A 21,222-nucleotide genomic window follows, 5' to 3' on the forward strand; every position below is an offset into this window, starting at 1 on the left:
GTGGAGGATACAACACCACCTACTATTAACGTGCCTGCCGATATCACTATTGAATGTACGGAAGACGAGTCCTCCGCAAATACCGGTGTGGCCACTGGTGCCGATACCTGTGGTACAGTGACCGTGACCGAATCCGACGTGGAGACGGCCGCTTGTGGTAACACAAAGACGATTGTTAGAACTTGGACCGTAACCGATGAGTGTGGTAACTCAGTATCTGCTGACCAGACCATCACTGTGGAAGATACAACACCACCGACCATTAACGTGCCTGCCGATATCACTATTGAGTGTACCGAGGACGAGTCCTCCGCAAATACGGGTGTGGCTACGGGTAGCGATACCTGTGGTACGGTAACTGTTACCGAATCCGACGTGGAGACGGCCGCTTGTGGGAACACAAAGACGATTGTTAGAACTTGGACGGTAACGGATGAGTGTGGCAACTCTGTGTCTGCTGACCAGACTATTACGGTTGAAGATACTACTCCGCCAACATTTAATGAAAGTTTACCAGCAGACATAGACGTAGAGTGTGATGCAGTTCCTGATGCTGAAACATTGACAGCCTTTGATACCTGTGATGACGCAACCGTAACTTTTGAAGAAGAAATAACGGGAGGTACATGTGTAGGTGATTATATTATTGAACGTACTTGGACAGCGACTGATGCTTGCGGAAATGAAACTGAACATACCCAGATTATAACTGTTATGGATACGACTGCTCCAACATTGGTTACCCAAATTGACGATATAACCGTAGCCTGCAATGATATTCCTGATGTTCCGGATTTAGTAATTGAAGATGCTTGTTCAAATAATATTTCAGTTGATTTTACTGAGGACTCAACTCAAGTAAATGACTTTGAAGATTATGAAATTATAAGAACATGGACTGTCACTGATGATTGTGGAAACACAACTGATTTCACTCAAACTATATTTGTTGAAATAAGTAATGTTATTGAGGCTGTAGATGCACAACGCTGTATTTTAGATATAGAGTTTGACTTATTCGACTTGCTTTCAGGAGATTTCGACATAGACGGCACATGGAGCGTCGTATCAGGTAATGCTACTCTAAACGGAAGCCTGTTTGACCCTTCGACGGTAATAATTGGTGATTATATATTCAAATATGCAATTACCGAAGGACCATGTCCTACGGAGGTTGAAGTCACTGTAGCTGTAGACGACGAATGTACAGTATTACCATGTAGTAACAGGGATAATTTAATTATATCGAAGACCGTTACGGCTAATGGAGATGATGAAAACGATTTCTTTACCATTACAGGACTTGAATTCTGTGGATTCACTATCGAATTACAAATATTCAACCGTTGGGGAGCTAAGGTCTATGAGAACAATAACTATCAAAGTGGTCAATGGGGTGGTGAAGCTCATGGGTCGTCCGTAGGATCCTCTGGTAAGGTACCGACTGGAACATACTACTATATTATTAATTTAAGAAATAGTGGATTAAAACCTTTTGCAGGTCCAATCTACGTAGCAACCGATAAATAAACTTAACCGATGAAGTTATCTAAAATTTTAAGTATTGCGATATTGATGTTGGGGTTCTCAACTGCCTTTGCACAGCAGCTACCCCAGTTTACGCAATACATGTTTAACACGATCTCTATAAATCCCGCTTATGCAGGTAGTAGAGAAACATTCAGCGCTGTTGGTTTACACAGAAGTCAGTGGGTTGGATTAGAAGGTGGACCAGAAACGCAAACCTTATCTGTTCATTCTCCATTACGAAATGATAAAATTGGTTTAGGGTTATCATTTATAAATGACAAGTTAGGTTATGAAAACTTCTCATATATCTATGGTGATTTTTCTTATACTATACGGACAGGTGTTAACTCTGAATTAGCCTTTGGTCTTAAAGCAGGTTTTACACATTACAATTTAGATGAAGAATTGCTTACTGACCCTTCTGTAGTTAACGACCCTTTCTTTAATGATGTATCGAATCGTTGGAGTCCGAATGTAGGAGCAGGATTTTACTGGCACTCCCAACGTTGGTATTTGGGCCTTTCAGCACCAAGAATTTTGAATACAGATTATAATAACGGACAACAAGGCCAATTAGATTATGTGGCCTTAGAACGCGTGAGTTATTATTTTACAGGTGGTTACGTTTTTGACTTAAGCGAAACGACCAAATTAAAGCCTTCTGTTCTATTAAAAGCAACTAATGGTGCTCCTTTATCTTTTGATATTTCAGCCAACTTCTTATTTAATGAAACTTTTTGGATTGGTGGCGGCTATAGAATTAATGAATCTGCTGCTGCTATTGGTGGTATTGCTGATTTTCAGGTGTCAAAACAATTGCGAATTGGTTATGCTTATGAGTATCCAATTTCAGATATAAGAGCTTATACTAGTGGTACGCACGAAGTACTACTCATGTTTGAAGTGTTTAAGAGCAGACGTATAAAATCCCCAAGATACTTCTAAAAAGAAACGATTATGAAAACACGACTATTAGCACTTACATTTATACTAAGCTGTTCTCTATCGTACGGACAAACTAAATTGGCCGATAAATTCTTTAAGAATTATGGCTACATTAAGGCTATTGAGCTTTACCAAAAAGCTTATGAAAATGGTGACAATAGTGCCCACGTTCTAACCCGTCTTGGTGACGCCTACTATAATAATTCTAATTCTGAGAAAGCGGCCTACTGGTATGGTGAAGCTCTAAAAGAATATAAAAAGATAGATGCCGAATATGTTTACAAATACATTCAGTCACTCAGAAGTATTGGTAATTACGAAGAAGCCGACAAGTGGTTTAAGGAACTTAGTGCAGCCCAACTAGGAGATAGCCGATTAAAAGGCTACAATCCTGATGAAGTAGATCTGTATGATAAACTGACTTCTAAAAATGAAGTCATTGTAAAAACTGATAACCTTTCTTTTAATTCAGAGTATTCAGATTTTGGCTCATATATTTTTGAAGATAAACTTTATTTTGCATCAGCAAGAAACGATGATGGCAAAGTTTATAGTTGGAATAAGGAACCATTCCTCGATTTATATCAAGTGACACTTACAGATGATGATGGTGTTATAACTTATGGATCAGCTTCAGAGCTTTCTTCAGATGCTGTAAATACAGAATATCACGAAGCATCTGTAGCTCTAACAAATGATGGCAAAACTCTTTATTTTACGAGAGATAATGTTAATAAGCGTAACCGTTTAAAATATGACAAAAAAGGAACTACACATCTTAAGCTTTACAAAGCAACTTTAGAAAATGGTCAATGGACAAATATCCTGGAGTTGCCTTTCAATGATGAAGTATTCTCTACTGGACACCCTGCACTTAGTCCTGATAATAAGACCTTATATTTTGTGTCTGATCGTGAAGGTGGATTAGGACAATCCGATATCTATTCTGTTGCCATTAATAATGATGGATCTTACGGTGAGCCTGAAAATCTTGGTGAAAAAGTAAACACCGAGGGACGTGAAATGTTTCCGTTTGTGGCCAAAGACAGTACGCTTTATTTTTCATCAGATGGCCATTTAAATTTAGGCCTATTGGATATCTTTAAGTCTCATATTCTTAAAGGCATTCGTACTGAACCAGAAAATATGGGTAGTCCATATAATAGTGGCTATGATGATTTTGCTTTCTTTGTAAATTCCGATACTGAGAAAGGTTATTTCTCTTCTAATCGACCCAATGGTAAAGGTAGCGATGACATTTACAGCTTTAATGCGCAAGAATGTAAACAAGAAATTGCAGGAGCTGTAAGAGATAGTAAAAGCAATATTGTGCTTGCTGGTGTAACTGTTAGACTCATAGATGAAACTGGTAAAGTCATTGAAGAAGCATTTACTGAGGATGGCGAATACACGTTTACAGTAGACTGTGACAAAACCTATACGGTAGTTGGTAGCAAACCAGATTACAAGGATGACCAACAAATTGTTAATACAACAACCGATAACGAAAAAGTGAATACTGTAGACCTTAACCTAGAACCCTTAATTATTGACAATCAAATCGTTATTAACCCTATTTTCTTTGATTTTGATAAATGGAATATTAGAACTGACGCACAATATGAGCTTGAGAGTATCGTTGATGTGATGCGTAAGCATCCTACCATGGTCATTAAAATTGAATCGCATACAGACAGTCGCGGTGGTGATCGCTATAATATGAAGCTATCCGATAGACGTGCTAAATCTACAAGGGACTATATTATCTCCAGGGGTATTGAAACCAATAGAATTGAAAGTGCCATCGGATATGGTGAATCACAATTACTCAACAAATGCTCTAATGGCGCAAAATGTACGGAAGAAGAGCACCAACTTAACAGACGCTCTTACTTCTATATTGTTACCGAATAATTTTACCCTCAAAATTACTTAAGGAAAAAGCAAGCTCTTTTGGGCTTGCTTTTTTAATTATATTTACTAATCAACTTTAAGTCGATTCTATCCTACATGAAGAAGTTTAATTTTATTTTTCTTATGATGATAATCATATCACTATTAAGTTGTAATAGGAATGATGAGTCGGCAAAAACTAAGCATGAAATCACAGATAAATTAAAAACTGAACTTTCAGATTCTATACAAAGTCTAAACTCGGGAAGCTTAATTATTGAGCCTAAGGGAACTCAAATTTTGTATAAAAGTGAAAGGCTTTATAGACTAAAGTGGGAAAATGGTTATATACTAAAATCAATTATAGTTTCAGAATGTAGTGAATTAGACAACAAAGAAGTAGCTGACGAAGAAGATAAAAAGATTGATACTATTTTTATAGATGACAATTCATTTACGATAAAGTTTAAAGCCTATGAAAATTGTTGCTCTAAATTTCTATGCGAAGCAGAACTTATCTCTAACAATACCCTAAACATTATCTACAACGCCTTTGGTTCTCACTGTTCCTGTAATTGTCTATTTGATATGACCTATATTTTTGAATTCAATACTAGACTAAGTGAAATAAATGTAGAAAAATCGAAAATAGATAATATAGTTTTTAACGGTGATTTAAATTCAAAAGCCAAGTTTAAAAAGAAATTATAAACTTAGCTTAGACTAAACCATAACTAAAAAAGCCATAACTCTCGTTATGGCTCTTTCATGCTATTAATCAACTTTTATTGCGGTTTAACGCTTAATGAAGATGTTGGTAAAGAACCATCTTCCTTCACTATTCTTTTCGGCGGAAATATCAAAATCGGTGAAATCGCCTTCAATATTATCTTTATGGCTTGGACTGTTTAACCAAGCGTTAACTACAGATTCTGCAGAACTAAAGCCATAAGCCACATTTTCTGAAACAACATTGGCATTGGCATTAATCTGTAAGCTTTCTTTTCTTTGAAAAAAGTTGTCGTGAGAAACATTATCAACTTCAATCATATAATCGGTATGGGTAAACGCCACAGCCTTTACGGTATTATGATCGTTAAGAACCGATAAGCCCTTAGAAATTCTATGGGCATTAATCAGTTCCATAATTTCTATTTCGATTTGTTTTGCTTGTGGTGCCTCAGGTACTTCTATAGCATCAACACGGTCTTCAATACTTTCCGTTGAGCAAGATGTAAAGCCTAAAAGGGCAACAATAGCTATAAATGGCAATAGCTTAGCAGCTTTCATAAGTAGGTTATTTTAGGTTTGGGACTACTAATTTATAAGCCTACTCATGTATAATCGTTAAATAAATGTTAAATTCGATTAAAAACATGTATTTCGTCGAATTTTAATGTAAAACATCGATGAAATACACTTTAAAATTCAAAAAATGGTGTTTTAAACGATAAAATATTACGCTTTATCGGAATGATTGTATTAAAATTAAGGGGAAAGTCGTTCTATCTTCCAGTTGTAATCTTCTTGCAGTTGGTAACGTATTCTGTCGTGCAATCGGTTAGGCCTACCTTGCCAAAATTCGAGCTCAACAGGTCTTACCATATAGCCACCCCAATGCTTTGGCCTATCAATTTCTTTGCCTTCATATTGTAGCTCAAACTCTTTGAGTTTTTGCTCCAAAGCATTTCTATCATCAATAACTTCGCTCTGATCAGACACTATAGCTCCGAGCTGGCTTCCACGAGGACGTGATTCAAAATAGCCATCACTCAAATTCTCCGCTATTTTTTCTGCTTCACCCTTTATAATAATCTGCCGTTCTGCCGAATGCCAGAAAAAAGATAAGCAGACCTTAGGGTTTTCTTCTATGGCTTTTCCCTTTTCGCTATTGTAATTGGTGTAAAAAATAAAGCCTTCGTAAGTATATCTCTTAAGCAGTACTACTCTACTCTTTGGGTAGCCATCTAATCCTATAGTAGAAACCGTCATGGCATTGGCTTCTTCAACATTAAAATGCATGTCCACTTCCATAAACCAATCACGGAATAACTCGAGTGGGTTCTCAGGTACATTATTTAATAAAAGCTCGCCCTTTTCGTAAGATTTTCTGTAATCGCTAAGATCTTTTTCCATAGTAATACGAAGTTAATTCAATATTTTGTTTCTATCAAAAAAAGTGTAGCTTTGAGATGATCTTTATACCCTAACCCTAAGATTAACATGAGATTCGAGGATTCTCCTTTTTCAAAATCATTAAACTACGACAAAGTTGTTTTAGATTTTGGATCGTATTTCTTATTTGATGACTTCTTTATTATGGAAGTTAATGAAGGTGAACACTTTAATTGGGACAAGCTGAACTCACTTCTAGACTCACTTAGAGCGTATTACGGTAATCATAAGACCTTGGCCTATATCGCTAATCGTGTCAACTCTTATTCTATTGACCCAGTGCTATGGTCGTATTTTGATAAGGATGATAGTATTTTAATTGCGGCATCTATAATAAGTTATAGGGACTCAACCTATATCAACGCCAATATTGAAAAGCAAATGGCTTCTATTCCCATGAAACGCGCTTTAAGCTTAGAAGAAGCGATCAACTGGGTACAGCAGCTTAAGGAGTTTAATTAATATGATTTTAGGTCAAATTATTCTTAGTTCTATATTGATTATTTGTGGTTTTTTAGTAAAAAAGTACCCTACCTTAATAGCGGGTTATAATATGCTATCTAAAAGCGAAAAGCAGAAAGTTAATATTAATAAATTATCCTCATTTTTAATGTACACATTGATTGTTTGTGGAGGCATTACCTTGATAAGCTATCTTATATTAATGCGTTTTCAAATTAATGAAAACCATATATTTCTATTTAATGTAACTTTAATTACTGCTATAATTGTGGGTGTTTCAATATACTTGAATGCAAAATTTATGAACAATAGTAATAATAACTAAAATTCAAAAGACTTTCCATCTTGGGCCAATAGTACATTGTTAAACTCTTCTTTAGCTTCTGACTTAAAAACGTCATAGCCGTTATATCTGGTAGAGAAATGCCCAAGAATCAGAGTTTTTACATTAGCCTTTTTGGCTATTTTACCAGCTTGTCTGGCTGTGCTATGTTTTGTACGCTCACAAAGGGCTTCGTTTTTATCCAAAAATGTAGATTCGTGATATAGTACGGTGGCATTTTTTATAATTGGTATAATAGCTTCGTTATAAACCGTATCACTACAATAGGCGTAGCTCTTAGCAGGTATTGGATTTTTAGTGACTGATTCATTTTTAATTAAAATACCGTCTTCATTTTCTACATCTGCACCCTGCTTTAGCTTTCGGTAATAGGCTACATTGATGTTGGCATTTAAGACTGCATTTATATCCAATTTACGCTCATTTTCTTTTTCTTTAAATAGAAAACCATTAGTGTATACACGATGTTTTAGTGGAATAGTGTGTACTTCTACTTTATCATCCTCATAAATTAACTCTGACGTTTTTGAGGTCAACTCATGAAATATTAAAGGGAAGCTCGTCCAAGATTCTGATAATTTAAGCTGAAGTGTGGTTACTTCCTTTATACCCTTTGGCCCATAAATATGAAGTTCTGTTTCGCGCGTCAATAATTGAAAGGTGCTTATTAAGCCAATTAAGCCAAAATAATGGTCACCGTGAAGATGCGAAATAAATATGTGTTTAATTCTTGAAAATTTAACTTTGTTACGACGAAGTTCTACCTGAGTACCTTCACCACAATCAATAAGAAACATATGGTTCTTAATTTCTAAAACCTGAGATGTAGGATTGGTATTAGTGCGTGGAGTAGCGCTATGACAGCCTAGGATGGTTAACTTCATACATTAAAATCCTAAATCGCGTTCAATTTCTTCCATTTCTATAATATCGTAAGCTTCTTGCAAAGTAGGAACAACCACAATTTCGTCTGGCATTTCATCTAAATCTACTTTATCCGATACCACTACAAAGGATTTTTTAGCACTCCGGTGGTTATTACTTAAACGTAAAAATTCAATGATGTCTTCCAATAAAATTTTTTCTAGACTCGATAATCTTACGATGAGGTGGTAATTCTTGAATTTATCGTAAGATTGCTCAATATTATTGATCAGAGTCTTTACTGATGCTTTCTCTTGAGCTATAATGGTGATATTTTCGTCTCTGTCAATAATCAAAGCTTATTGTTTTATTTTTGAAGCCAGCAAATAAATAACAGCCATTCTTACTGCTACCCCATTTTCCACCTGATCTAAAATGATGGCTTGCTTAGAATCTGCAACATCACTTGTTATTTCTACTCCACGATTTATAGGGCCTGGATGCATAATGACAATATCCTTGTCTAAACTATCCAATAAATCCTTATTGACGCCAAATTGTTGGATGTATTCCCTTGTCGTTGGGAAATAGCTGATATCCATGCGTTCGTTCTGCACTCTAAGCATATTTGCTACATCACACCATTTTAGGGCTTTAAGAAGGTTGGTTTCAACTATTACACCAAGTTCCTTAATATATTTTGGCAACAGTGTCTTTGGACCACAAACCATAACATTGGCACCTTGTAATTGCAGGGCATATATATTAGATAGTGCTACCCTACTATGCAAAATATCACCAACAATAACCACATTTTTGCCTTTTACTGTCCCTAATTTCTCTCTTATTGAATAGGAATCCAATAAAGCTTGTGTGGGATGCTCATGGGCTCCATCACCAGCATTTATAATACTTGCCTTAACGTGTTTTGATAAGAAAACGCCTGCTCCTGGATTAGGATGACGCATCACCACCATATCAACTTTCATTGATAAAATGTTATTAACTGTATCAATTAATGTCTCACCTTTCTTAACCGAAGACTGCGATGCCGAAAAGTTGATAACGTCAGCAGAAAGACGTTTTTCTGCCAATTCAAAAGATAACTTAGTACGTGTGGAATTTTCAAAAAATAAGTTAGCAATTGTTATATCTCGAAGTGATGGAACTTTCTTTATAGGTCGATTAATAACCTCTTTAAACTGATCTGCTGTTTCAAAAATCAATTCTATATCTTGTTTGGTAAGATATTTTATTCCCAGTAAGTGATTAACACTTAGTTCACTCATATATTTCGTTTTCTATTTATCAATCAAATAAACGGCATCTTCACCACCATTTTCCATCCAATTCACTTTCACTTTCTGATGGTCTATAGCATCTACTTGTCTACCTTTATAATTAGGCTGAATAGGTAAATGTCTACTAAATCGCCTATCTATTAATGTTAATAGTTCAATATTATTTGGCCTACCAAATGACTGAATAGCGGTAAGCGCAGATCTTATGCTTCTTCCTGTGTATAAGACATCATCAATAAACACTACGTTTTTTCCTTCTACAATAAAATCTATCTCTGTTGTATTAGCTGCTAGTGGTTTATCTCCTCGTCTAAAGTCATCCCTGAAAAATGTGATATCCAAATGTCCTAACTGAATGTTCTTAATCTTGTAATCCTCTGTTAACATGCTAGCTAAACGATCAGCTAGAAACTTTCCTCTAGGCTGAATACCAATTAATACGGTCTCAGAAAAGTTATCGTGGTTTTCAATAAGTTGGCAAGCCAATCGATGCAGTGTAATGTTGACTTCCTTTGAGTTAAGTAGTACTTTTTGACTCATGTAGGTGACCAAAGATTATTCAAGATGTAAAGGTAAGGCAAAATTTTAGATATTCTCATTTATATAGGATAATATTGAAACATTCATAATTCTTGTAAATAAGCTAAATAATATGACTTATGTCACTAAAACTAGAATCAACAAATGAGTATATTTGGCGAGAAAAAAAACAAAAAAATGAGTACAGATAGTAAATATAGTAATTGGTTTCACCCCTATAATGTGAGCAAAAAGTATGACAAGAAAGTGGCATACTTTAGTATGGAATTTGGTATACATCAAGCATTAAAAATTTATTCAGGTGGCCTTGGTTTTTTAGCTGGGTCGCACATGCGCTCTGCGTATGAAATGAAACAAAATCTTATTGGCGTTGGGATGCTCTGGAAATATGGGTACTATGACCAAGCGCGCAATAAAGACAAAACCTTACGTACCGATTTTGTAGAAAAGACCTATACATTTTTAGAGGATACTGGTATTGAGGTTACCGTAAAGTTACACGATAACCCGAATGTAAAGGTTAAGGCCTATGTTTTAAAACCAGAGATTTTTGGTTCGGTCCCTATATATCTATTAAGTACGGATGTTGAGGGCAATGATTTTTTGTCGCGCACCATAACCGACCATTTGTACGATGCCAATGAGACTACCCGAGTTTCCCAAAGTATAGTTTTAGGAATTGGTGGTGCTAAAGTTGTAGAAGCGCTTGGAGGTGCAGACCGATATCATCTCAATGAAGGACATGCTTTACCTGCGTTTTATTACTTAAAGGATAGAGGTGTGAAGAAAAATCAGATGGTTTTTACCACGCATACTCCTGAAAAAGCAGGTAACGAAGAACGGGATGCCAACTTTTTAAATGAGTGCGGTTTCTTTGGTCGTTTTCTCTCAGACACTGAACTTCAAAACGAATCCGTAAATGGTGGAAAAATCAACTACACCGTTTCAGCACTGCGAATGGCAAAAAAGGCCAATGCTGTGTCAAAACTTCATGCTAAAGTCTCAAAAGAAATGTGGAAGGATTATGACAAAACATGTAAAATAATCCCTATAACAAATGCCCAAAATCAAAATTTTTGGCAAGATCAAAAGCTCAAGAAAGCTTGGGGAAATAAAAGCGATGTCACTTTTAAAAAACGTAAGCTTCAACTTAAATCAGAATTATTTGATGAAGTATTGAATCAAACAGAGAAACTATTTGATCCTAACGTTCTAACCCTAGTTTGGGCACGTCGTTTTGCAGGTTATAAACGTGCCGATTTACTACTTTATGACGAAATGCGCTTTAGACAATTGATTTCTAATAAAGATTATCCTGTACAAATCATTTGGGCTGGTAAACCTTACCCAAAAGATTTCTATGGCATTGACGTATTTAATAAGTTAGTTCATTACACCAAGCACGAACCAAATCTTGCGGTTTTAACAGGTTATGAAATGGAGCTTTCAAGACAACTTAAGGAAGGGTCCGATGTATGGTTGAATACGCCTCGTATTACCAGGGAAGCCTCTGGCACAAGTGGAATGAGTGCAGCCATGAATGGTTCTGTCAATGTCTCAATAAATGATGGTTGGATTCCTGAATTTGAAAAAAATAACAAAAACAGTTTTGTTTTACCTGAACAGGATTATACCGCACCAGTCAGTGAACAAGATCGATTAGATGCGGAAAATCTTTATGATATTTTAGAAACCAAAGTCATACCGACTTACTACGATCAACCTAAAGCTTGGCAAAAAATTGTTTTCAAAGGTATTGATGATGTTTTACCAGAGTTTTCCAGTCATCGTATGGCAGACCAATATTATAAGGAATTGTTCAATTAATTAAACGCATAAAAAAGCCTTTCGATAATCGAAAGGCTTTTTTTAATGCTACAAATGTCTAGGAAACTATTTCTTCCCGTCCATTTTATCTTTAAGTGCTTGTAAAGCATCGTTGGCATCACCTAAGGTCGGTTTAGCTTCTGCTGCTTGAGCTTCGGCTTTCTTAACCGCTTGCTTTACAATCTTAGCTTCTTCTGCCTTAAATACTGCAGTATGAGAAGCTACCACGCGTTTGAATTCCTTATTGAACTCAATGATTTTGAATTCTACTTCTTCACCTTTTTTAAGCTTAGAACCATCTTCTTTTTCCATGTGACGTGAAGGAATAAACGCTACGATATCGTCATTAAATGCTACAGTAGCTCCTTTATCAACAACCTCTGTAATAGCTGCTGTATGAGAAGTTCCTAAAGCGAACTCTTTTTCGTATTTATCCCAAGGGTTTTCTGTCGTCTGTTTGTGACCTAGAGATAATTTACGGCCTTCAACATCCAACTCTAATACAACTACGTCCAACTCATCACCTACGTTACAGAACTCGGATGGGTGTTTAATTTTCTTAGTCCAAGATAAATCCGAGATATAAATTAATCCGTCGATACCTTCCTCTAATTCAACAAAGACACCAAAATTAGTGAAGTTACGCACAATACCTGTATGCTTAGAACCTACAGGGTATTTAGCTGTAATATCAGTCCATGGGTCTGGTGTTAATTGCTTAATGCCAAGTGACATTTTACGATCTTCTCTATCTAAAGTTAAGATTTGTGCTTCGATCTCATCACCTACTGACACAAAATCCTGAGCAGAACGCAAGTGCGTTGACCAAGACATTTCAGAAACGTGTACTAAACCTTCAACACCATCAGCAACTTCAACAAAAGCACCGTAATCTGCTATAACAACAACTTTACCTTTTACTTTATCGCCAACTTTTACTTCTTCGCCTAAAGCTTCCCATGGATGCTTAGATAATTGTTTAAGACCTAATTGGATTCTAGATTTATTCTCATCAAAATCTAGGATCACAACATTTAATTTCTGATCTAATTCCACAATCTCATTTGGATGGTTGATTCTAGACCATGATAAATCTGTAATATGAACCAAACCATCTACACCACCTAAATCAATAAACACACCATAAGACGTGATGTTTTTAACCACACCTTCTAGTACTTGTCCTTTTTCTAACTGACCAATGATTTCTTTCTTTTGTTCCTCGATATCGGCTTCGATAAGCGCTTTGTGAGAGACAACAATGTTCTTAAATTCGTGGTTGATCTTAACCACTTTGAATTCCATAGTTTTATTGACGTACTGATCGTAATCTCTAATAGGTTTCACATCGATTTGAGAACCTGGTAAGAAAGCTTCAATACCAAATACATCAACGATCATACCACCTTTAGTTCTACATTTTACAAAACCGTTTACGATTTCGCCAGTGTTATGCGCATTGTTTACGCGATCCCATGCTTTGATAACACGAGCTTTTCTGTGAGATAATACCAATTGACCTGTAGCGTCTTCACGTACATCAATTAATACCTCAACTTTATCACCAACTTTTAAGTCTGGGTTATAGCGAAACTCATTAAGAGAAATGACGCCTTCAGATTTTGCATTGATGTCAATTATAGCATCCCTATCCGTAATGTGAATAACCTCACCTTCCACAACTTCGTCATCTAAAGTGTCAACAAAGTTCTCGGATACTAATTTTTCAAATTCCGCTAATTTTTTGTCCTCAACCTGCTCAATACCTTCTTCGTAATTGTGCCAATCGAACTCTTTTAAGAATTTTTCTGGATTTGTTTGTGCTTCAGAGACTACTGGAGCTTCAACTGTAGTTACTTCTGCCGATGATACTTCGGCATCAGCCTTTTGTGTTTTCTTTTCAGCCATTGCTGATTAAAAATTTGTATTCTGTAGCTAATGAAAGTTATGCGGAAAAATCTACAGAAGCGTATTAATTATTTGATTTAAAACCCTTTTCTACTTTCCCAAATCCGCTAAAAAGGATGGCAAAATTAATCATTTTCAAACAATTAACAAATTATAGCATGCATATTTATACTGCAGTGCTCAATAATCAAATAATCTAAGTGGAATTTATTACAAAAGAAGCGCTTTGTGACTTTATAATAATTACTGTGTCCTAAAAATAGATATCGAAATAATGCCACAAATTAGCATTTAAAATTGGTATCTTTACAACACTATTAATCTTAAAAATCAAAACAATTATGGTTAGAGCTAAATACCAAGCTGTATTAGACTTAGGTGAAAAACTAAACATTCAAAACGGTGACGTTAGTGAAGACAATGGGATACTTAAAGTAAAAGGTACTGCTGCTACGCAATACGAAAAGAACTTGCTTTGGGACGCTATTAAGGCTGCAGGTGGTGAAAACCCTTCAGATATTATGGCAGATATTAAAGTGGCTGATGAATCAGTATATGCAAGACATACCGTGGCTTCTGGTGAGACTTTAGGTAAAATTGCTAAGCATTATTACGGTGATGCTATGAAATATAAAGACATTTTTGAAGCTAATACAGATATTCTTAAAAACCCGGATTTAATTTATCCAGATCAGGAGTTGATTATTCCAAATCTTTAATAAAGATAAAGAATTGAAAAAGCGACTACTTTGGTTACTAAATGTAATTAAAGTAGTCGCTTTTTTTTATGCTATGGTCTTAGCCAATTTTAATAAGGTTTCTACTTGCGATTCTATGGTAAGGTCAGAATTATCAATCTCAATAGCGTCCTTGGCTTTAAGCAATGGAGAGTCTTCTCTTGTAGAATCAATACGGTCTCTAGTAGTAACATTCTCGAGGACTTCATTATAACTCAAGCTGTGCCCTCTTTCCAACAATTCCTTATAACGTCTTTTTGCACGGGTTTCAGCTGAAGCTGTCATAAAAACTTTTAATTCAGCATCCGGAAAAACAACTGTTCCAATATCGCGTCCATCCATAACAATGCCTTTGTTCTTACCCATAATTTGCTGTTGCTCGACTAATTTTTGACGTACTTCTGAGATGGTTGAGACTAAACTTACGTATCTAGAGACTTCAAGGGTTCTGATGGCTTTCTCGATATTCTGACCGTTTAAATACACCTCAGCAAAACCCAATTCTTCATTAAACTTAAAAGTTATGTTTACGTTGTCTAACTTTTCTATTAACTGTTGCGAATGAAAGAAATCCTCACCTATTAAACTATGGTCTAATGCAAAATATGTCACCGCTCTATACATCGCTCCAGTATCTACATATATGTAATTGAGTTGTTTTGCCAATAGTTTAGCAATAGTACTTTTTCCTGTTGAGGAAAACCCATCAATGGCTATAACAATCTTATTTTTAAATTCGGTTTTATCGTCTTCTCCCATCTAAATCTATTTGAAGCCCAAAAAAGCTGGTGTTAGAGGCACTTGTATATCTCGCATGTGTATAACTAAAGCGCATAGCATTTAATCTTATACCTACACCTACTGAAACTCCAGAAAAATTCCTTTGATCGACTATTCTCAATTCCTCAGCTCGTCTAAAGTTATAACCAAATCTTAAATTAAATCCGCGCTCTGGCCAAAGTTCTGCACCTAAAATTAAATGACGTAAAGCATTGTTAAAAAAGCCTACTTCCTCTTGGGTCTGATTACCATCCAAGTCCGTTGTCGCTCTTGCTGGATTTGAGACACCAATGGGCCATTCTTGTAAATTCTCTAAAGTAAGATGCCAACGAATAGGTACATTCTCTAAGGTTTGGGACATCCCAAAATTAACTTCAAAAGGTAAAGGCTCATTTTGCCCTGCAAAGGTGGTAAATTGCGTACCCAAATTCCTAACGGTCAACGCAGCATGAAAATCTAATTTTTCATTAATGTACATAAAACCAATATCAATCGCACCACCAACGGAATTATATTGTTCTAATAAAGAGGTAATAATTTTCACATTGGCACCAACATAAAAATCGGTAAATGGAATGTTGTAGTTGTATCCTGCTGATATTGCAGCTTCATTACCAGTAAATGTCCCTGTGGGAATACCATTGACGTCAAAGCCATCAAAAGTGCCATAATTAATATAGGTAACACCAAAGTGAAAGGTCTGTACTCGGCGATCCCAAGTATAAGCATAGGCAGCAGTTCCGTAGGTAATTCCACCCAAAAAGCTCGATACATTTACAGCCAATTGATTGTGCATTTGCCAATTAAGTGAAGCAGGATTATAGAGTGCTTCGCTAACATCATGGTCAAAATTAGTGATAATTTTGCCGCCTAAAGCGGCTTGTCTAGGTGACGATATTAAATTGAGGAATTGATAAGTCGATTCGCCACCCAATTGCGCAAACATTGGTAATGTTAATAGCATAAAACAGAATTGGGCAACCCTCCTTATCATAGATTTTGCAAAATAAATAAATCTATCTTAAAACGAGTATATGATTTTTTTATTTTTTGGTTGTGGTTCTTTTCTACTTTAACCTTAAACTTTGACCAACTTTTATAAGATTACTGGTTAGCCCATTAAGACGTTTAAGTTCATCAACCGTTAGACCATTTTTTTTGGAAATGCTATATAAGGTATCCCCTTTTGAAACTGTCCAAGTCGATAATTTTTGTTTAGATTGAGCATCAAAATTGGCAATACGTAATTCTTGCCCTACTTTAATTAGGTTTGAAGTCAACCCGTTAAAGCTTTTAAGTTCACTAACTGTTAAACCATAGCGTTTGGATAAACTATATAAGGTCTGACCTTTTTCAACAGTGTGAAAATATGTTAGGCTTTTTGAATAGCCAGTAGGGACCGAAGGGGTCGGTGATGTTTCTGATTTTGTTATTTCAGTTTCAACAACTTCGATTTCGGTTTTTTCCTCTACTACATCAATATCCCTCACACGAATAATTTGCCCTTCATCGACTAAGGTGGTTTCTAAATTATTAATTCGTTTTAATTCGGTGAGTGTGGTGTTATATCTATTGGCAATATCCAAAAGTGTTTCCTTTTCCTTTACAGTATGAAAATCTGATTCTAAATTAACAGTAATAGAGTCATTAACCTTTTGTTTTCTAACCATTATACTATCCTTTTGCTTCAGATGTGTTTGATTCATTTCACTCACTAAAGTGATTTCTCCTGTTTTAAGATTGAGTTTTGCGGGTTTACCATCTAACAACACATCTTTGTACTTCGTTGTTTCTTGGGCAAAAGCCAGGATACCAGATAGTAAGACAACAATTATGGAAAGGAGTAGCCTAAAGTTTCTTCGCATACTTGACTTTTTGATTGGTAATAGCGATATCTAAAACATCACTCATGTCCTTCACATAATGAAATGTTAAGCCTTTGAGATATTCTGGTTTAATTTCGTCAATATCTCTTTTATTGTCTTCGCAAAGTAGTATCTCTTTAATTCGGGCACGTTTTGCCGCCAAAATTTTCTCTTTTATCCCACCAACTGGTAATACCTTGCCTCGCAAGGTGATTTCACCAGTCATTGCCAAACTCTTTTTCACTTTACGTTGGGTAAATAGTGACACCAAGGATGTAAGCATAGTAACGCCAGCACTTGGACCGTCTTTTGGTGTAGCGCCTTCTGGAACATGTATGTGCACATTATACTGATCAAATACTTCAGGGTTAATGTCCAGTTTATCCGCATTGGCCTTAATGTATTCCATGGCAATGGTAGCGGATTCTTTCATTACCTTTCCTAAGTTGCCTGTAATGGTCAAGGTCCCTTTTCCCTTAGATAGAATAGACTCTATAAATAAAATATCACCTCCTACTCTTGTCCATGCCAATCCTGTAACGACTCCAGCTACATTATTGTTTTCATACTTATCGCGCTCTAATCTAGGACTTCCAAGAACTTCAATGATATCGTCGTTAGACACCTTAACATTATAGGTTTCTTCCATAGCAATGTTTTTAGCTGCATAACGTACCATTTTTGCGATTTGCTTCTCCAAACCTCTAACACCAGATTCTCTTGTATAACCTTCTACAATCTTTTCTAGTTGTGGCTTTCCAATTTTAAGAGCCTTACTATCAAGGCCATGCTCCTTTAGCTGCTTTGGCAATAAGTGGCGCTTAGCAATTTCAACCTTTTCCTCAATCGTGTAACCTGTGACATTAATAATTTCCATACGATCCCTTAGGGCAGGCTGAATGGTATTTAAACTGTTGGAAGTCGCAATAAACATCACTTTAGACAGGTCGTAACCCATTTCTAAAAAGTTATCGTAAAAATCATTATTCTGCTCTGGATCTAAGACTTCTAACATTGCTGAAGACGGATCCCCTTGATGACCTGCAGATAGCTTATCGATTTCATCTAAAACAAAAACAGGATTAGACGTGCCAGCCTTCTTTAAATTTTGAATAATTCGTCCTGGCATAGCCCCAATATAGGTCTTTCTATGTCCTCTGATCTCAGCCTCATCTCGTAAGCCTCCTAGCGAAATTCTTACATATTCTCTTCCTAATGCCTCGGCAATAGACTTGCCAAGAGATGTCTTACCAACACCTGGCGGGCCATATAAACAAAGTATCGGCGATTTCATATCATTACGAAGCTTCAATACGGCCAAATACTCTATGATACGTTTTTTAACATCATCCAATCCAAAATGGTCGCGATCTAAGATTTTCATAGCACGTTTTAAATCGAATTTATCCTCGCTGTATTCATTCCAAGGTAAATCCAAGAATAAATCCAAGTAATTTCGCTGAATCGAATATTCAGCCACTTGAGGATTCATACGTTGCATCTTTGCTAATTCCTTATTGAAATGTGCTTTTACTTTGTCATCCCAAAGCTTTTCCTTAGCACGCGTTTTCATCTCTTCAATTTCTTCTCCTGAAGATACTCCCCCACCTAACTCTTCTTGGATGGTTTTCATCTGTTGGTGCAAGAAATATTCGCGCTGTTGCTGATTCATATCACTTTGCACCTTACTCTGAATATCATTCTTAAGCTCTAACTTTTGATATTCTAGATTCATAAATTTGAGGGTCTGAAGTGCACGTTCCTTTAAATCGTTAACCTTGAGCAACTCCTGCTTCTCCTTAACTTTAAGGTTCATATTTGAGGACACAAAATTCACCAAGAACGAATTACTTTCTATATTTTTTATGGCAAATGTGGCTTCAGTAGGAATGTTAGGGCTTTCTTTAATAATCTCCAACGATAAGTCCTTTATAGAGTCAATGATAGCATTAAACTCTTCATTATCGCGAGATGGCTTACTCTCAGGTAAATCGGAAATTGTAGCCGTTAAATACGGTTCTTCAGAAATTAGCTGATTAATTTGGAAACGCTTTTTTCCTTGAATGATTACAGTTGTATTACCGTCTGGCATTTTTAGCACTTTTAAAATCTGCGCTACGGTTCCTGTTTTATAAATATCCTGAGCAGAAGGTTTTTCCACCAGTTCATCTTTCTGTGCCACTACTCCGATCACTTTCCCACCTTTATTGGCATCATTTATTAATTTTATGGAAGTGTCTCGACCTGCTGTTATTGGGATGACCACACCTGGAAATAAAACTGTATTTCTGAGTGGAAGAATGGCTAAAGATTCGGGTAAAGACTCGTTATTAATAAGTTCCTCGTCTTCAGGTGTCATCAATGGAATCAGCTCTGAATTTTCGTCAAAATCCTGAAATGACAAACTGTCAAGACTTAAAAAATTTGATTTCTTCATATTATTTTTAAGCCAATCTGTCATTAAAAATAATCAGATCAGCACTTGTTTAAAAGTATTAATAATTAACTTTATACTGAATACCAGCACATTATAAGATATTCAAAGTTATTCACACTTATATATTTTCAATTGTTATGCCATTACCTTTAGAAAAAATAAAAGTTTTTTTAGCTAAACTGTAACACTCCTTGAAACGTTTCATCTATATACAAAAGCAATTGTTTTTTTGACATCAACCAATCAAGATATCGAACAGTTACTGTTGCTTTGTAAATCTAGTAACCAACGTGCGCAGTTGGAAGTTTACAATAGATATAACAAAGCCATGTATAACACTGCCTATAGAATTGTAAAAGATTCCTGTAAGGCTGAAGACATAATGCAAGAGTCATTTTTGACGGCATTTACAAAACTAAACACACTAGAGGACACCAAATTATTTGGTGCATGGTTAAAACGCATTGTAGTAAATAATAGTATTGCGAACTACAATAAAATCACCAAACAAAATGAAGTGCCTCTAGAGCATGTTATGTACAAAGTTGAAGATGACAATGGCATTGAAGAAGATAGCCAAAATAGTGACAAGGTAAAGCACATTATGAGCGTAATGAAAACCTTAAAACCAAATTACAGTCTAGGCTTGTCCTTGCACCTCATTGAAGGTTATGATTATGAAGAAATCTGTGAAATTATGGACATCTCGTATGCCAACTGTAGAACCATGATTTCGAGGGCGAAAGAAAGCTTGCGTAAAAAGCTAGTGCAAACCGTATAAACTTTAAGATTATGAAAAAGGATATTTTAGACGATTTATTTGAAAACCTCAAAGGCGAGTTTGATATCAATGAACCTAATGAAGGGCACGAGCATCGGTTTTTAGATAAACTAAAAGCCAGTACAGACACTAAAAATTCATCTGGTATTAATTGGAAGCCATTCCTTGCCGTCGCAGCCTCTTTAGTAATTTGTTTTAGTGTATTTACTACAATAAACAGCGACCAAGAAGTTGTGGATTTGGCAAGTGTGTCTCCTGAACTGTCCGAAACACAAGATTTCTTTACAGCAACAATAGAAACTGAACTTAAAAAGTTGAACCAAGAACGTTCACCTTTAACGCAAAAAATGATATCAGATGCGTTGGAATATATTGAATCTTTAGAAAAAGAATATGAAAACTTAAAAATAAGTCTAACCGAAAATGGAAATGATCAGCGTATTATTTATGCTATGATTAATAATTTTCAAAGTAGGATAGATATTTTAAACAACGTCCTAGACGAAATCGAAAAACTCAAACAACTAAATATAAATACCGATGAAACAACAAATACAATATAAATTATTCCTGTTTTTATTGCTGGTTCCCTTCTTAATGACAGCCAATACGGAATCTACTTTAGTAAAAACCGAAAAGGAAAAAACTATTAAAAAGTCATTTAATGTTGATAGCAATGCTACGCTAGAGGTTGACAATTCTTTTGGTAACATTAACATTATTACTTGGGATGAGAACCGCATTGAATTTGACATTTCAATAAAGGTAAGCGGCAATAACGAAGAGAAGGTACAAGACCGATTAAATGGAATAGATGTAGAATTCTCTTCTAGC

At 35.7% G+C, this 21,222-nt stretch carries 21 protein-coding genes and 1 pseudogene; 11 read left to right on the forward strand and 11 right to left on the reverse strand.

Annotated features, from left to right (window positions below):
- The 4 genes from Q0992_RS03805 to Q0992_RS03820 form a co-directional block, all read left to right on the forward strand.
- Window positions 1–1,530: gliding motility-associated C-terminal domain-containing protein (locus tag Q0992_RS03805; protein ID WP_299520804.1), on the forward strand; the 1,530-nt coding region annotated here is incomplete at its 5' end.
- 9 nt (window positions 1,531–1,539) lie between these two features.
- Window positions 1,540–2,475 (forward strand): type IX secretion system membrane protein PorP/SprF, encoded by a 936-nt coding sequence (locus Q0992_RS03810; RefSeq protein WP_299520806.1) that lies wholly within the window; start codon window positions 1,540–1,542, stop codon window positions 2,473–2,475.
- Window positions 2,476–2,487: 12 nt separating this feature from the next.
- Complete coding sequence (locus Q0992_RS03815; protein ID WP_299520808.1) at window positions 2,488–4,389, forward strand: OmpA family protein; 1,902 nt, start codon at window positions 2,488–2,490, stop codon at window positions 4,387–4,389.
- Window positions 4,390–4,512: 123 nt separating this feature from the next.
- A complete protein-coding gene (locus tag Q0992_RS03820; RefSeq protein WP_299520810.1) occupies window positions 4,513–5,079 on the forward strand; it encodes a hypothetical protein in 567 nt (188 codons plus the stop codon).
- A gap of 84 nt (window positions 5,080–5,163) precedes the next feature.
- On the opposite strand, the gene Q0992_RS03825 is transcribed toward Q0992_RS03820, so the two are convergent.
- Together Q0992_RS03825 and pdxH are read right to left on the reverse strand one after the other, a co-directional pair.
- Window positions 5,164–5,658 carry a CAP domain-containing protein gene (locus Q0992_RS03825; RefSeq protein WP_299520812.1) on the reverse strand — a complete coding sequence of 165 codons (495 nt, stop codon included), beginning with the start codon at window positions 5,656–5,658 and terminating at the stop codon, window positions 5,164–5,166.
- 198 nt (window positions 5,659–5,856) lie between these two features.
- Complete coding sequence (gene pdxH, locus Q0992_RS03830) at window positions 5,857–6,504, reverse strand: pyridoxamine 5'-phosphate oxidase (RefSeq protein ID WP_299520814.1); 648 nt, start codon at window positions 6,502–6,504, stop codon at window positions 5,857–5,859.
- Between the two features lie 87 nt (window positions 6,505–6,591).
- Between pdxH and Q0992_RS03835 the strand changes: the two genes are divergently transcribed.
- Complete coding sequence (locus Q0992_RS03835) at window positions 6,592–7,005, forward strand: hypothetical protein (RefSeq protein ID WP_299520816.1); 414 nt, start codon at window positions 6,592–6,594, stop codon at window positions 7,003–7,005.
- Window position 7,006: 1 nt separating this feature from the next.
- A complete protein-coding gene (locus tag Q0992_RS16850) occupies window positions 7,007–7,330 on the forward strand; it encodes a DUF3784 domain-containing protein (RefSeq protein ID WP_367277938.1) in 324 nt (107 codons plus the stop codon).
- Here the strand turns inward: Q0992_RS16850 and Q0992_RS03840 are convergent.
- From Q0992_RS03840 to pyrR, 4 genes are read right to left on the reverse strand one after another with little or no spacing between them, the layout of a single operon-like run.
- Window positions 7,327–8,232: a ribonuclease Z gene (locus Q0992_RS03840; RefSeq protein ID WP_299520819.1), complete on the reverse strand. Its 906-nt coding sequence runs from the start codon at window positions 8,230–8,232 to the stop codon at window positions 7,327–7,329. The two genes, Q0992_RS16850 and Q0992_RS03840, sit on opposite strands and share 4 nt — an antisense overlap.
- A gap of 3 nt (window positions 8,233–8,235) precedes the next feature.
- Window positions 8,236–8,568: a ribonuclease Z gene (locus Q0992_RS03845; protein WP_299520821.1), complete on the reverse strand. Its 333-nt coding sequence runs from the start codon at window positions 8,566–8,568 to the stop codon at window positions 8,236–8,238.
- Window positions 8,569–8,571: 3 nt separating this feature from the next.
- A complete protein-coding gene (locus tag Q0992_RS03850) occupies window positions 8,572–9,501 on the reverse strand; it encodes an aspartate carbamoyltransferase catalytic subunit (RefSeq protein WP_299520823.1) in 930 nt (309 codons plus the stop codon).
- Window positions 9,502–9,513: 12 nt separating this feature from the next.
- Entirely contained in the window at window positions 9,514–10,053 is a 540-nt protein-coding gene (gene pyrR / locus Q0992_RS03855) for a bifunctional pyr operon transcriptional regulator/uracil phosphoribosyltransferase PyrR (protein ID WP_299520825.1), read from the reverse strand.
- Window positions 10,054–10,230: 177 nt separating this feature from the next.
- Between pyrR and glgP the strand changes: the two genes are divergently transcribed.
- Window positions 10,231–11,880 (forward strand): alpha-glucan family phosphorylase, encoded by a 1,650-nt coding sequence (gene glgP, locus Q0992_RS03860; protein ID WP_299520827.1) that lies wholly within the window; start codon window positions 10,231–10,233, stop codon window positions 11,878–11,880.
- A 66-nt stretch (window positions 11,881–11,946) separates the two neighbouring features.
- On the opposite strand, the gene rpsA is transcribed toward glgP, so the two are convergent.
- Window positions 11,947–13,788, reverse strand: coding sequence for a 30S ribosomal protein S1 (gene rpsA / locus Q0992_RS03865; protein WP_299520829.1), 1,842 nt, complete (start codon window positions 13,786–13,788; stop codon window positions 11,947–11,949).
- A 341-nt stretch (window positions 13,789–14,129) separates the two neighbouring features.
- Between rpsA and Q0992_RS03870 the strand changes: the two genes are divergently transcribed.
- The gene (locus Q0992_RS03870; RefSeq protein WP_299520831.1) at window positions 14,130–14,507 is read left to right on the forward strand and encodes a LysM peptidoglycan-binding domain-containing protein; all 378 of its coding nucleotides are present in this window, start codon (window positions 14,130–14,132) and stop codon (window positions 14,505–14,507) included.
- 66 nt (window positions 14,508–14,573) lie between these two features.
- Here Q0992_RS03870 and cmk read toward each other — a convergent pair whose 3' ends face one another.
- The 4 genes from cmk to lon all read right to left on the reverse strand — a co-directional run bounded on the left by cmk (window position 14,574) and on the right by lon (window position 19,607).
- The gene (gene cmk / locus Q0992_RS03875; RefSeq protein WP_299520833.1) at window positions 14,574–15,284 is read right to left on the reverse strand and encodes a (d)CMP kinase; all 711 of its coding nucleotides are present in this window, start codon (window positions 15,282–15,284) and stop codon (window positions 14,574–14,576) included.
- Complete coding sequence (gene porQ / locus Q0992_RS03880) at window positions 15,268–16,299, reverse strand: type IX secretion system protein PorQ (RefSeq protein ID WP_299520835.1); 1,032 nt, start codon at window positions 16,297–16,299, stop codon at window positions 15,268–15,270. Before porQ ends, cmk begins: the two co-directional genes overlap by 17 nt.
- Before the next feature lie 73 nt (window positions 16,300–16,372).
- Window positions 16,373–17,170, reverse strand: coding sequence for a LysM peptidoglycan-binding domain-containing protein (locus Q0992_RS03885; protein ID WP_299520837.1), 798 nt, complete (start codon window positions 17,168–17,170; stop codon window positions 16,373–16,375).
- Window positions 17,154–19,607: an endopeptidase La gene (lon, locus tag Q0992_RS03890; RefSeq protein ID WP_299520839.1), complete on the reverse strand. Its 2,454-nt coding sequence runs from the start codon at window positions 19,605–19,607 to the stop codon at window positions 17,154–17,156. Before lon ends, Q0992_RS03885 begins: the two co-directional genes overlap by 17 nt.
- A 229-nt stretch (window positions 19,608–19,836) precedes the next feature.
- On the opposite strand from lon, the gene Q0992_RS03895 reads away from it, so the two are divergent.
- The 3 genes and pseudogenes from Q0992_RS03895 to Q0992_RS03905 form a co-directional block, all read left to right on the forward strand.
- On the forward strand, window positions 19,837–20,388 hold the full coding sequence (locus tag Q0992_RS03895; RefSeq protein ID WP_299520841.1) for a sigma-70 family RNA polymerase sigma factor: 552 nt from the start codon (window positions 19,837–19,839) through the stop codon (window positions 20,386–20,388).
- An 11-nt stretch (window positions 20,389–20,399) separates the two neighbouring features.
- Complete coding sequence (locus Q0992_RS03900) at window positions 20,400–20,951, forward strand: hypothetical protein (RefSeq protein ID WP_299520843.1); 552 nt, start codon at window positions 20,400–20,402, stop codon at window positions 20,949–20,951.
- Window positions 20,929–21,222, forward strand: a pseudogene (locus Q0992_RS03905) (hypothetical protein); the annotation flags it as partial. The gene Q0992_RS03900 and the pseudogene Q0992_RS03905, both read left to right, overlap by 23 nt.

The sequence above is a fragment of the Winogradskyella sp. genome (assembly GCF_028289625.1).
In the GTDB taxonomy this organism is placed as follows: Bacteria; Bacteroidota; Bacteroidia; order Flavobacteriales; family Flavobacteriaceae; genus Winogradskyella.

Coding starts and splice junctions, on each gene's coding strand:
- pyrR (WP_299520825.1), bottom strand. CDS start 10,053: ATGAGTCAAAAAGTACTACTTAACTCAAAGGAAGTCAACATTACACTG.
- porQ (WP_299520835.1), bottom strand. CDS start 16,299: ATGATAAGGAGGGTTGCCCAATTCTGTTTTATGCTATTAACATTACCA.
- Q0992_RS03835 (WP_299520816.1), top strand. CDS start 6,592: ATGAGATTCGAGGATTCTCCTTTTTCAAAATCATTAAACTACGACAAA.
- Q0992_RS03870 (WP_299520831.1), top strand. CDS start 14,130: ATGGTTAGAGCTAAATACCAAGCTGTATTAGACTTAGGTGAAAAACTA.
- cmk (WP_299520833.1), bottom strand. CDS start 15,284: ATGGGAGAAGACGATAAAACCGAATTTAAAAATAAGATTGTTATAGCC.
- Q0992_RS03850 (WP_299520823.1), bottom strand. CDS start 9,501: ATGAGTGAACTAAGTGTTAATCACTTACTGGGAATAAAATATCTTACC.
- Q0992_RS03820 (WP_299520810.1), top strand. CDS start 4,513: ATGATGATAATCATATCACTATTAAGTTGTAATAGGAATGATGAGTCG.
- lon (WP_299520839.1), bottom strand. CDS start 19,607: ATGAAGAAATCAAATTTTTTAAGTCTTGACAGTTTGTCATTTCAGGAT.
- Q0992_RS16850 (WP_367277938.1), top strand. CDS start 7,007: ATGATTTTAGGTCAAATTATTCTTAGTTCTATATTGATTATTTGTGGT.
- Q0992_RS03900 (WP_299520843.1), top strand. CDS start 20,400: ATGAAAAAGGATATTTTAGACGATTTATTTGAAAACCTCAAAGGCGAG.
- Q0992_RS03825 (WP_299520812.1), bottom strand. CDS start 5,658: ATGAAAGCTGCTAAGCTATTGCCATTTATAGCTATTGTTGCCCTTTTA.
- rpsA (WP_299520829.1), bottom strand. CDS start 13,788: ATGGCTGAAAAGAAAACACAAAAGGCTGATGCCGAAGTATCATCGGCA.
- Q0992_RS03810 (WP_299520806.1), top strand. CDS start 1,540: ATGAAGTTATCTAAAATTTTAAGTATTGCGATATTGATGTTGGGGTTC.
- Q0992_RS03815 (WP_299520808.1), top strand. CDS start 2,488: ATGAAAACACGACTATTAGCACTTACATTTATACTAAGCTGTTCTCTA.
- glgP (WP_299520827.1), top strand. CDS start 10,231: ATGAGTACAGATAGTAAATATAGTAATTGGTTTCACCCCTATAATGTG.
- Q0992_RS03885 (WP_299520837.1), bottom strand. CDS start 17,170: ATGCGAAGAAACTTTAGGCTACTCCTTTCCATAATTGTTGTCTTACTA.
- pdxH (WP_299520814.1), bottom strand. CDS start 6,504: ATGGAAAAAGATCTTAGCGATTACAGAAAATCTTACGAAAAGGGCGAG.
- Q0992_RS03840 (WP_299520819.1), bottom strand. CDS start 8,232: ATGAAGTTAACCATCCTAGGCTGTCATAGCGCTACTCCACGCACTAAT.